The following is a 12,970-nucleotide window of genomic DNA, read 5'->3' as shown; positions in this document are numbered from 1 at the left end:
TAGTACGAAGCCGAGCATGACATTTCAATATATGAGACAATAGGTTTCTTTGAAGCTTTAATGATGTCGGCGGTTTCTGCCAAATCCATCACCGTTCCGCCTGGTGATTCGTGAAATAATACTGCTCCAACGAGTGTCGAATCAGCGTTTACTTGATTGATTAGGTTTTGTAGCGATTTCAAACCCATTAATCCTGCATCTGGCATATCATACTTTACTATGACACTTTCAATCGGAATGATTAATACTTCTTTCGATGATCCATTGCCGATTTCCCCTTTGGCGTTCATCCTAAACGGTTGGGGCATTTCGGCTTTTATGTTATTTTGGAGTTGTGTTGCTGCCGAAATAAGAAAAGCCTCTATTGCTCCGTTTGTGATTGCCCACGGAGAATTGAGTAATTGAGAGATATGATTTGAGTTTATCATACTCCGAAATTCTAACTATTATTCTGATGCTCGAAGGACACAAAAAAAGCCTGTCGATATCATCAACAGGCTTTTGGTACTATTATTATTTATAAATATATCAGCACTAACTTTGTGTAAACGAACGAATTTTGGCAACTTTCTTATCGCCGTTTGGCAAAGTTGCTCGTCCATAAATGTGATAAACGCCTGCGGTTGGTATGCTTATAATATTATTAGGTTGCCAAGCATTTTCAGAAATTGTGCCTAAATCGGCAAAATCAGTGGTGCTTGTGAATGTCTCAAACAAGGTTGTTTTCACTTCGTTATCACCCAAATATAGGGCGGCATCCTCTTTATAAAGGAATGGCTCAACTATTTCACCATTTTTTTCGCAGAAGAATTCCGCCGAAAAGTTTAATCCAAGAAATGGTTGAATAACCAATCCTGTTGTTTGCTCTATAAAAACATAAACCTTGCTTGCAGCAGCAGCAGTAATATAATCTACAATATGCAGTAAGTTGTCAGTAATTCCATGTTCAATTATTGATTCTGTAATACCGCTTTTTATAGTTATTTTGGCATCCCTGTTCCAGACACTGTGTTTTTTTGCTTTTATTCTACATCCCACTTTGCTGCTAAGCGGATTGGTGAACACAACACAAAAGGCAGAACCCAAAACACTATCTGATTTTGAAAACAAATAGCCATCAATTATTTCTGAATTGCCAGGCAAATTGTTCTTTCTAAAAATATATGGGGCAGCATCAAATGGCTGGATACACAATGCTAATTCTGTTTCTTGCTTTCGCATCAGCTGTGTTTCTACGGTTGCCAACACGTCCGTTGGTGCTCCAAAACAAAATTTGATTGGGCTACGCACCGCAGGGTTTTTGAAAACATCGAAATAATCTTCTGCATTAAAATGATGGTATTGCGTGCCTACTGGGGGTGGTGGTACTATAATTGGTTCAATGTAAAATACATTAGCAACGCCAGCTAAAGTTTGCACATTTTGTATTCTTGCTCCAGTAGATATAGTAGTGGCTAAATTAAACCACTCCAAACTTACATTATCTCTTAGCCTATGCCCAAGTTTTGGTACAATTCGGCGAAATCCTGTTGATGGATCTATTTCATTCGAACCAGTAACATCTTGTAATGTTATGGGTGACGGAATATTATAAGTGAAGCTACCATCTTCCAAAATCCAACCCGCATTACAATTTATTTTTGAGTAATTGTCTGGGTTATTTGTTAAGATAAAATCGAATTGCTTGTAACTGCCCATCTCAACTTGATAGGCATTGTTGTCTATCATACCAGAGCGATTGTTTGTGTTTGAAGAGTTACCAGCAAAACAAATCAGTAAAATTGGTAGATTGATTTTGCCTAAATGCCAAAATTTGAACCTATAAACATTCGTAAAACCAACTGGAAGTTCCATTGAGCTGCCATCGGGATGATTATTATAATTATCCTGAAGAATGTCGTTGTACATTCCACCGGTTGTTGCAAAATTACTTTTGATAAGTTGATTATTTTGATACAACTCCCAGTAGATTGGTATTCTATAATTAACGCCATTTGTATAAGTTATACAGTGCGTGGGTAGGTCAAGTCTCATTTTTTTTACCAGTTTGGGTTTTCAAGGTTGCCTGTATGTTTGTGTTTCGCTCCATATAAGTCATTATATTCAACTTGAATATTAGTCGTAGTATAGCTGCTTACGGGTAGCTGAAAAACATTAATAAAATGCTGTCTGCCTTTGATATTGAATGTTTTCAAAAAACCTGCTTGATTACTCAGGGTAAGATTTACAGTTATTTGTTCGGTTTTGTCCAACCTCGAATCCGTACCAAAAACAAGTAAGTTATTACCTGAAATTATCCCAAAAATCATTACTTGATTTGTCTTATCGCTCGGAGCAGTACATTGAAAGTATTTTTCAGAGCCTGAAAAAATGTTATAACTGTTTTGAACAGATTGCAAATATTTTAAAGTATTGGTATATACTTCGTAAGTTCCCCAGTGTTTTGGAATATCAATGAAGGTATTGTTTTTCAAATGCTCATAGTTTTCGCCGTATTGCCTAACCTTAAATCCTTCGGGTTCGTTAATTGCCGCACGGCGACCATAATTAGTTTGAATCTGAAAGTTTTTGATGCCCGTCAAATATGTTGCATATATTTGAAATTCAGCCAAATAGGGTGCAATTGGTCGGCTTTCAGTACTCATTGCAAAATAATTGCTTTCGGTTTCCTCACTGAAAGTTGCTGTCAACTCTGCCGAAAAAGCATCTCTATTGGTGATAATCGGATTTGAATTGAAAAAATTATTAAGCCCCATTCGGCTAAATATAAGGTGCGAATACAAGGCAAAAGGTTGTAAAGCGGCGTACCACACTTCTGGGAAATACTCAGTGCCAGTATAATAACTTACATCTTTTGGCGTAGCATAAAAGTTCACCGTTTTTCCATACTGATTTTCGTTAAAATCAGTATCCCGTGGAACTCGTTTGCCCGAAACCAGAATATAACTTCCATCCAAATTCTTTTTATAAAGGCTTTCTGTCATCGGATAGGGCACTCGAAAATTGAATTTATCAATTACCTGAATCCCTGTTTGAGACAAATATCGTTGAGCTATTGGCTTTAGAGTTTTGAACCCCAAAATTTCACTTGCTGAGTAATTTGGAAAGAAACGCAAATCAGAGAATGGGATCGTATTAGAGTTTGCTATTACTCCACCGTCGCACGCATTTACTTGCGAATTCTGAATCTGTGGTAAGAAGTAATTACCAGTTGCAGTAGCTTCGGTTTTCATCCCAGCAATCAGCCTTTCCATTATTCTGCCCCTTTGGTCGGCTGAATTTGTCCATTTTTGTTCGACAAGTGTTGGAACACCGATTATCACATCATAATTATTCGCTGTTGGAGACCAGCCACTCCAAGCCGTATAATATAGTTTCCGACCTGCTTCGTATGCCGTCAGTGATGACACCGAACCAAGGTTTTCGGCCCAAGTACGCAGTCCAACGGCATCCATTTTGCCTTCATCCAGCAATTCAGCTACTATTTGCATATCCAATGCTGTATTAACATCGACATATTTTATGCCTTTTTCAAGCCCTACATTAGCCTTCGAATTAATGCCAGGAGAATCGACATGTGTCCATCCGTGCGAAATAGGGTCGTTTGGAAACCCAGTTTCATTGCTAAATCGTGGTGAGCCAACACCATATTGAGCCGTTCCAAAGGTATTTTGAAAATTGCCAAATTGTGTCCAATTGATTTTGTTCGGAACCGTTGTTAAAATATAACTTTGTGGTTCAGTTGGAATAATTGTGCCACTTTCACAGCCGATTATATTATCTATTCTTCCAAAGAAATCAACGGTCATGGCTTTATTTCCTTGCACAACGTAGTATTTGCCAGGACGAAGTTTCAGTCTGTTGCCAACTGTATTATTTGACCATAGCGTTTTTCCAACGATTAACCCGCCTTTTTCTGCGTAAAACTTCAACATTTCGGGTGCATTACCATTGCCAGGTTGATTTCTCAAACAAGCTTCAGTCAGCGTTCTATACGTTCGTGCTGTACGTGGTGCTTGAGCGAAGCTATATATGCTCAAGAAAACTAAAAGAATTATTTTTTTCATTGTTAATTATTAAGTTGGGTTAACATCGTGGAACATTAAATTGCCTGTTACTTTCACAAATACCCCTCTGATTGAGGTATATTCTATGAAAATGTCTTTGGTTTCGTACACATCGCTGGTCGGAAATTCTACTACTCTGTCAATGATTTTTTTAGCAGGTACAAAGAATGAAACCGATACACCATTTTTTCGATTGCTTACTTTCACATTGATTGCTTCATCAATTTCAAGCTCCGTGCATAAACAAGCCAAATACACATTACTACCTTGCATTAGACCAAAGGCTACTATTTCGCTACGTATTTGAAAGTTTTGCGGGTCGGTAAATAGTAGCAACTTATCGGTAGTTGCACCAAAGCCATAATCACGGCTTAATTTTTTCATGTTATAAGAAATCCCATAAGCCTGTTTTTGTTTACCGTTGTGGTAAGGATGAAATCCTGTACCTGAGCTAATAGAATACGGCTCAATGCCCGCATAAATATTATTGCCTTCATTTACTGCTTGAAATACACCTGACCCATTATTAGTTAAGCCATAAGTTCCTGATAGATTACCATAACAATAATGATTTCGTGCAATAATAAAGCCCATCAATGCCATTGCTTTTGAACTATAATGGTCTTGTGGTCGATACGTATTTTGCCAACTATTAGCTTCAAGTGTATCTCGCACAATCAATACTGTGCCATATTTCGTTTGAGCGGGCATATTACTTACGTCATATCCAAGTCCCATTTCATTGGCAAGCATTTGCATCGAATATACACATTGCGAATATATCATCGGGATTCCCCAAATGCCTAAATGTAATTCATGAAAATGCCTCTTTATAACGCTGCCCTCAATATCGGGAGCGGCACCTGGTTGTTTGGTGTTCCATCGGTGAGTTATGCCTCGGTAGGTTTCATCCACGTCAATATCTACTAATTCTCGGTCGCCTTCGGCATTTAATACAAAGTTTCCGCCCACTTTTTTATACATCAACTGGGTCATTACCAAGGGAGCTTTCAGGTATTGAGGAGCAATACTAAAAAGTACGCCTTTGTCGGCCAAACCAGTGATTAAGCCTTCGTTCTTTCTATATTTTGCTACTGAACTTGGTTTTGCATATGGTAAATATTTCTTGTATTCTGGTACATTATCGCCATCGTATCCAAAGCCACTTCCCCAACTTGGGAAGCCAGAAATGGTAAGACCATAGTGAATATATACATGATTCGGAATATACTCTAATGCTTTGTTTTGAAAGCCACGCATAAAAGCCCGTGCCTTTTCTATCGTCCATTTCGTAAGCCCATTATCAAAGCTATATTCTTCAATATCAACCATTGAATACCTGAAATGTACATTTACGCCGTTTTTATCGACGTTGCCGTTGTATTTTATTAGAAATTCGTTACCTCCTTCAATCTCCAATTGTGCTTCTGTTTTTCCAGTTGCAAAATCTCCAAGATACACAATCCAAATATTTCTATCTTCAGCAGTAATTTCGGCTTTCGAGTGCAAACGGTTATTGTTAAAACCAGTTGCCAAGCCTAAAGCCTTCAATTGAATTGCTCCTGAGTCAAGATATTCAGCTGAATCGGCATTGATAAGCCTTAGAGCATAGTCGCCACGAGCTTGCACTGGCGTTGATGGAAAATCATTGAGATTAAAACGATTGATAGGCACATCAGGATTTGCATCAATGATATTTTGTAGCGTGGTAAGCTCAAATGCTTGATTTGTATTTGTTACCTGCGAAATATTGCCAATTACCAGTGCTGTATTGCTATCGCCCGATAATGTTCCTTGTGCCTTGTAAGACAGCAATGTATAATTGTTAGTAGTGGGAATTCCAGCCAAAACTGCGAAAGTAATAATATCAGTTTTGGTAAATGTAGCACCCGCCAACAAGGCTACCCCATTTTTGAAGATACTTATTCCCACACCAATACTTACCAATGTACGGTTGTTGGTATCGGTTTCGCCGCCAGTCAGAGTTGGTAACGTAAAATTGATGGCATTCCCACCCGTTCCTGACAAAATATTGGTTATTAATTGTTGAGAAATAATAATAGTGGCAGTACTCACGCCACCTCCTGAACTATCTTCGAGGGCTACGTTTGAAGCATCATACTCTTGAAGGTCGGCAGCGGCGGGCTTATTAGGTTCAAGTGAAATCATTCTACTTCTAATAGAATAACTCAAGACCGATATTGTATATTCTTTAGAATCGAATTCACTGCTACTGAAATTTGATTTTAAAAAAACAAAAACTTTTGTGTTATTCGGTGCATTTGGAATAATTATTTGCTGTGCAACGAGGCTGGCAACTGAATACCAATTCAATACTGTTGAAATATCGTTTAATAACGAAAATCCAGCTTTATAGTTATTTATAATATTTGGATAAACCCCATCACCAGCGTGTCGAACAATTAGCCTATTACTCACGCCACTATCAACAGTATCACTCGTAATAGTTCCCACCAATTTTGATTGTATTTTCGGAAAAATGTAGTCTTCAAATTTTATAGCGGCAACTTTTCTGAAATTAAATTCATAATACGAACTGTCGCTTGCCGCTAAGCCTTGTTTATACGAATAATTACACATTAATGGTGCAAAAACCCTTACTGCATCATTCATAGTGGTGATTTCTGCAACTAATAATCGACCTTCAAGTTTTCGATATATTAAGTCGTAGTTAGTAACCAAAATGTCATTATAGATTTTGAGGGAAAAATTAACACTGTTTGCAATACCATTTTCAGTGTCTTGCGAAACCTCCAAATCTGTAAATTCATAATTTGTTTTTTTTGCATCATACATAAAGTCGGAGCCAGCCTTAAAAACAATATTTTGGCTTGGCATTGACTGAAAGTCGGCATCTTCAACGCCTACAAGCAAACCAAGCCTTAGTCGCTTAATTTCTCCTAAGTTGTCACATTTTAGTCTTCTTTTTTGGATTGGCATGATTTCACATTTCGTTTGTATAGTAATTCGCCGTTTTTTTCTCTTTTTCTTCGCTCATTGCGTTCTAAAGCTACAATATCTTTTGAACTCATAGTAAGACTGTATTTTTCACAAAAACTATCAATTAACGACCTAATTGTTGGTTTTGGATCAATTTCTAATCCTTTGCGTACATATATATATAGCTCTTTTTTTATCAACTTATCAATCCTATTATTGACGGCTCTAATGCCTGTGAAGGTAATTTTATTTGTTTGAGCAAAAATATTGTTTCTAACAATGATTTTTAAATCACATGGGTACTCAGCCCGTTTTATTACCGAATTGTCTCTAACATTATATACAGCGTGTACTTTGTAGATACAAGTCAAAATCATTCCCAAATCATCATTGTTAATACACTTGAAATCTTGTGGGTGAAAAACATTTAAGAACTCGAAATTATTGCGGGTAATTGGTATTCGTATCGCCTCCATTAATCAAGGACATTTACAGTAAAAGTATTTACAAAAAAACATTAAAAATTCTTGTCTTACTAATATTTAGTACAACAATATTTGTAATGTGGAAAAAATAAGCAAAATTGAATACTTTTTGAAATTGTTAGATATTATCTATATTTTACTTAAAAATATTTCTGCCAAAACTTTAAACTTTTTTTAGATAATGGGTGTAGTAAAAAAATTAAGCAGGGGTGATTCCCTAACTATTAAGCTTATTATTCCAGAAAACATTATAGGCTCGGTCAATGAGCTGGTCATATCTCTCGGTAATAGCCAATCGGCAAAAATGAGTACTTCCGAACTCGTTATAATAGACGGTCATATATTTCTCTGGCAAATCAGTTCTGAAGTTACTCGAAAGCTTTCGGGCATTTACACGATATCTACGGCGATAGACTTAGATGGTTTTGGTCTTAGAAAAACTCAAACTGATTCTCCTACTCAAGTTCATTTTTTAGAAAACAACAATTCGTTTAGCAATACTTCTACTTCTGCTTACGCAGATGTAACAATAAGCCTTTCTTTTGTTGAAGAAGCATTAGTTGAAAGTGAAATTTTGATGAATGCTTATAGGGGCAAATCAGCCTATAATATTGCGGTTGAAAACGGCTTTGTTGGAACAGCTCAGGAATGGCTCTTGTCTCTTAGAGGTGAAGCAGGTTCGGGTGGTGGTGGAAGTGGTGGTGGTGGTGGTGGTACGGTTTGGTTTAATGGTACAGGTACTCCATCAAATTCTGAAGGAATTGAAGGTGACTTCTTCCTAAATACAGTTAATAATAATGTGTATAAAAAACTTAGTGGGGCTTGGTCGTTAATCAGTAATTTCAAGGGCAGTACTGGCTTGACTGGTAACACTGGAGCAACTGGAGCAACAGGCTCGCAAGGTGTTGCAGGTGCAACTGGAGCAAATGGAGTAACTGGTCCGACTGGCTTACAAGGAATTCAGGGCATTGCAGGTGTAGCTGGAGCTAATGGAACTTCATTTATCGTAAATGCAACTGGGATATTTTCCGCAAGAAGTACTTACGACTCTCAAGCTGCTGGGTTTAGTTATTTAGCAACTGATAGCGGTAATCTATATATTCGTCAAACTGCAACACCAGGGATTTGGAGTGCTGCTATTGCATTTGGAAAAGGTAATACTGGTGATACAGGGCCACAAGGTGCTACTGGCTTACAAGGTATTCAAGGAATTCAAGGACCAATCGGCTTGACAGGTTTAACGGGAGCAACTGGTGCAACTGGTGAAATCGGTCCACAAGGAGCAACAGGCTTACAAGGTATTCAAGGTATTCAAGGAGAAATCGGTTTGACAGGTGCAACAGGTGCAACTGGTGCAATTGGTGCGACTGGCCCGCAAGGAGCATCTGGCTCACAAGGCATTCAAGGAGTTATTGGAGCAACTGGTGCAACTGGAGCAACAGGGCTAACTGGAGCGACGGGTGCTGCTGGTACTAATGCAACAGATTTGATTTTGATAAACACTCAAACAGCTTCCCATACAGCTGTATTAAGTGATGCAAATAAAATGATTGAAACTGATATAATTACAGCAAATACTGTAACAATTCCTTCAAATGCCAGTGTTAATTTTGTTATAGGCACTGTATTATTAGTTTCACAACTAAATGTAGGTCAAACAACCATAACTCCAGCATCAGGTGTTACGATTAATAGTAGTGCAAATCGGTTTAAACTTGCCGCCCGATATAGCATTGCTACTCTAATAAAAAAAGCGACCGATACATGGTATCTAAGTGGAGATTTAACAGTTTAATAAAAAAAATCATGTTAGTAATTCCTGGCATTTTGGCAAACGCAAATAAAGGCACCGCAACGGCATATAAATTATCACTTATAAACGACACCACGAGCGTAATTGTTTATGAAACTGATAGTTTGAGTTCGATGATGACCTATTTGTCAACTTATTCAATTTCAGCACCAACAACATTGCAATTTAATACAAGTGATACATTTCCTATTACAAGTATTCTTACATTTAACTTTTCAAATGGTGCAAATCTTTTTAGAGTAAAAGCTAAAGCAGGTGCAGTGCCTATTATAGATGCTCAAAATGCTTTACCTTCTGTGTTGCTATCAAGCATGAGTAATTTCGAATGGAATGGAGTTAATTGTTATAATGCAAATATTAATGATGTTGCAGGTTGTATCGTTCGACAAAATGCCAATACTGCAAATATTACTTATGCTAACATGAAGTTTAAGCGAGGATATTGTGCTATGAGAGCAACGGGTAGTCAAGATGGTAGCGGTAATACAACTGCTATTATTGAAAATATGACAATCAGGGATTCGGTTGTTGAAGACACAATTAATGGGAGTTTTAGATTAGGAAATGGCGACAATCCTGTTGTAACCGCAACGAGTGATTTTAACAGCCGCACTGATGCTTATTATGATATGAAAAACATTTTAATCGAAAATGTTACCCTTGTTGACAATTTTAACAAAGGCAATGTTACTGGTTATAGTAGTGGGTTTATGGGCATGCTAATTCTTAAGAAAACGTTAAATTTGACTGTCCGAAATTTTGTATGTAATAATACGAGTGAATCGTTATTTCAGATTGAATCAGGTAAAAATGTATTGATTGACAAAATGATTTGCGATAATTTTGGATGTCGGGGGCTTACAAATCAGCAAGGTATTAGTATAACAAACGTTGATGGTCTTACGATTCAAAACACATTCGTAAAACCAAATGCTGACACCATAGGGAAAACGTTAGTCAATCTCGTTAATATTAGAGATTTATACTTATACTATAATAGTATTATATATGTCAATACTGGCGATATCCCTATTAATACAGACAAGTTAGCACGAGTTAGAATGATCGGAAATTTGTTCAAATCAAGTGGTTCATACAACCCTTGTAGTATTGTTTTCACTCGCCAGTATGGTTATACTCCGAGCATTGCACAAGATTTATTGGCAGAAAACTTTAACGTGTTTTGTAGTGCTGGCACATATAATGTCGGATTAAAAATCGTTGATAACATTACCACACCTGTTGCGGTAAATGTAGAAGTTCAGATTAATACAACAGGAGCAAAAATAACTCCTGCTACCTATCGAAGTACGTATAATTTAGGAGCAAATAGTGCTTTTGTTATTACAACTGCCATCACAACTACTACTCGAATAAATCCTGATGCAACTACAAGTCGTCCTTTTTATCTTAGTGATGCAAGTTCAGGAAGAAATTTGGTTAGTAGCCAACAAGGTGGAATTACGATTGATTGTTTTGGTTTCACACGAACTTATCCAACCGATGCTGGAGCAGCAGATAAAGATGCAATTGTGTAATTTAAGTAGGAATTTGAACTATAGTCTAAAAAAATATTTGAGTATTATTTGTTGTTAAACTAACAATTAGCACACTAATATTAATAATGTAAATAAATAAAATTTATTACTTTTCGATTATGTTAGATTTTATCTATATTTGAAATCCAAACGGGAATATTCCCAAAAACTCCAAATTATCAAAATGAAGAAGATTCTTTCAATTTTGCTTTTGTTCAGTATATCTTTACTGACATTTGCAAGCCCGAAAAATCAGGACCAAGCTTTTGGAAAGTTAGAATTAAAGAAAGAATGTTCGATGCCAACATTCGAATTTAATTTTGATGCGATGATTCTAAGCCCGCTCGATGTGTTCGCACCTCAGGCGTTGGCAATTAGTTTCATTACTCCAAAAACTTGCGAAGGTTTTCAGGTAGTTGCCTTCAAGCCACCAGTACAAATTTCTGCTGGCATTGCTGAAACTAAACAAATTACAGACTTCGAGCATTTTCAAGAATCCAATTATCTATGTGGCAATTTTTTGTCCAGGTAATTGTTTAGAAAACTAAGGTATAGAATTGTACAACAAAACGCCCTCAAGTAAATTACTTGAGGGCGTTTTTTGTTTTTTTGCTATCAAAAAACAAGTTGGTCAACCTTGATTAAGACAGGAGCTCACGAAATACACCTCCCTGAAGAAAACTTTTGCTATCAAAATTTAATGTCGAGTTTGTGCAGCAACTCATCAGGAATGAAATTTTGATAGCAAATTAATATACTTTATCGCTCAATTCATCATTCTTGTATTCGGAAGCTGCATTGAAATATGCTTCAGTTACTTTTTCAGAACTATGACCTAATGCTTCGGAAGCTGTTTTCTTACTTCCTGTTTTTTGTTTTGTGAGTTCGGCAAATGAATGACGTGCTGTGTTTGTAGAGAATTTTGGCAAACCTAATATGCTTGCAATTTTTGATAACTCTTTATTTATAAGTGCTGTCTTTGAACCAATCATTTTGTTGAATTCTTCATCAGTATGTAATCGAGGAAGCTTTCGCATGAAAGGAAATATATAATCGGTAGGCTTATATTTCTGAGACAGATAATATTCAAATATCTTTTCAGCCCGTGTGTGTATCTTGATGTTGAAGTCTTTTTGGCTTTCTTTTGTCTTAATTGCTGTGTAAGTTAATCTTCCATCCTTAATATTACGATACTGCAATGTCAAACAATCTGAAATTCTAATTCCCCAGTGTAGAAAAGAGATCATGAAAATATTTTTAGCATGAAACATTACTGAATTGTCATTTGGGCTATAATTTTCTATTGACTTTATTTGTTCTTCCGAAAATCTCACACGCTTAGACTTAGCCTTGCTCATATCAATCAAACCAAATGGATTAATGTCTGGCTTAAAAGCTCCCGACTTCACTCCATTATTATACCTTGCCTTCATGGTCTTCATTTTTGACCAGATAGTATTTTTACTTAAACCTTGTTTTTTCAAGTATGCCTTATAATTTTCGAGAAAATCATAGGTTATATCAGCAAAGTATAAATCTTCTGAACCAAGATATTCTTTTAGGCCCGACAGTACGCTTAATTGCGAATCACGAGTATTTATATTATCAAATCTATCAATAACAGTTCGGGCATATTCAAAAAAATTACCTCCTAATACATTATTTCGTAATCCTGATTGTAATTGACGAGCAGTAATATTTTGGTTCTGTAGTCGGCTTCCCAAATACTTTTTGTCTAAATCTGAAATTTTAATTTTAATTAGGTCATTCAACATTGACGACATTGAATGTGTTTTGCGAACCGTATTATCAACATAATTCCAGTGTTTTTTCTCAATAGAATACCCTAACCCAACTCGCTTATGTTTGCCATACTGCGAGATTCTAATCATGATGTTATGGGTGCCGTCTTTTTTTTGGTAAGAGTCCAGTTCGGCATTGAAGGTGATTGTTTTCATTTTCTCTGAATTTCTCTGTAAAAATCCCTGTAAAATATTTCAATCTGTGGTAAGCTGTGGCGAGTTGTCATAAAGTAAGAAAGCCACTAAACGATTGTTTGAGTGGCTTTCTGTTTTACCAAATTTTATCAAAACAGTGATCCGTGAC

Annotated in this window: 9 protein-coding genes; 3 read left to right on the top strand and 6 right to left on the bottom strand. The window is 36.6% G+C overall.

Going from position 1 to position 12,970, the window contains the following annotated elements; translation table 11 throughout:
• The 5 genes from ACH2CJ_RS18390 to ACH2CJ_RS18370 all read right to left on the bottom strand — a co-directional run.
• A partial coding sequence (locus tag ACH2CJ_RS18390; protein ID WP_394995035.1) for a hypothetical protein occupies window positions 1-428 on the bottom strand: 428 nt, incomplete at its 3' end.
• A 106-nt stretch (window positions 429-534) separates the two neighbouring features.
• The gene (locus ACH2CJ_RS18385) at window positions 535-2,034 is read right to left on the bottom strand and encodes a hypothetical protein (RefSeq protein ID WP_394995034.1); all 1,500 of its coding nucleotides are present in this window, start codon (window positions 2,032-2,034) and stop codon (window positions 535-537) included.
• Window positions 2,035-2,039: 5 nt separating this feature from the next.
• Window positions 2,040-4,067, bottom strand: coding sequence for a hypothetical protein (locus ACH2CJ_RS18380; RefSeq protein ID WP_394995031.1), 2,028 nt, complete (start codon window positions 4,065-4,067; stop codon window positions 2,040-2,042).
• Window positions 4,068-4,076: 9 nt separating this feature from the next.
• Window positions 4,077-7,028, bottom strand: coding sequence for a hypothetical protein (locus ACH2CJ_RS18375; RefSeq protein WP_394995028.1), 2,952 nt, complete (start codon window positions 7,026-7,028; stop codon window positions 4,077-4,079).
• Complete coding sequence (locus ACH2CJ_RS18370) at window positions 7,004-7,504, bottom strand: hypothetical protein (RefSeq protein ID WP_394995025.1); 501 nt, start codon at window positions 7,502-7,504, stop codon at window positions 7,004-7,006. The genes ACH2CJ_RS18375 and ACH2CJ_RS18370 overlap by 25 nt, the downstream gene beginning before the upstream one ends.
• Before the next feature lie 190 nt (window positions 7,505-7,694).
• Between ACH2CJ_RS18370 and ACH2CJ_RS18365 the strand changes: the two genes are divergently transcribed.
• The 3 genes from ACH2CJ_RS18365 (at window position 7,695) to ACH2CJ_RS18355 (ending at window position 11,396) form a co-directional block, all read left to right on the top strand.
• A complete protein-coding gene (locus tag ACH2CJ_RS18365; RefSeq protein ID WP_394995023.1) occupies window positions 7,695-9,308 on the top strand; it encodes a hypothetical protein in 1,614 nt (537 codons plus the stop codon).
• A gap of 11 nt (window positions 9,309-9,319) precedes the next feature.
• Window positions 9,320-10,864, top strand: a complete 1,545-nt coding sequence (locus ACH2CJ_RS18360; protein WP_394995020.1) for a hypothetical protein — start codon at window positions 9,320-9,322, stop codon at window positions 10,862-10,864.
• A gap of 184 nt (window positions 10,865-11,048) precedes the next feature.
• Window positions 11,049-11,396, top strand: a complete 348-nt coding sequence (locus ACH2CJ_RS18355) for a hypothetical protein (RefSeq protein WP_394995018.1) — start codon at window positions 11,049-11,051, stop codon at window positions 11,394-11,396.
• Window positions 11,397-11,613: 217 nt separating this feature from the next.
• On the opposite strand, the gene ACH2CJ_RS18350 is transcribed toward ACH2CJ_RS18355, so the two are convergent.
• Window positions 11,614-12,822: a phage integrase SAM-like domain-containing protein gene (locus tag ACH2CJ_RS18350; protein ID WP_394995016.1), complete on the bottom strand. Its 1,209-nt coding sequence runs from the start codon at window positions 12,820-12,822 to the stop codon at window positions 11,614-11,616.
• Window positions 12,823-12,970 lie beyond the last annotated feature (148 nt).

It is taken from the genome of Emticicia sp. (assembly GCF_043780375.1).
Taxonomy (GTDB): Bacteria; Bacteroidota; Bacteroidia; order Cytophagales; family Spirosomataceae; genus Emticicia.
The sequence above is the reverse complement of the archived record's forward strand: the minus strand, read 5'-3'. Positions and strand labels throughout refer to the sequence as shown.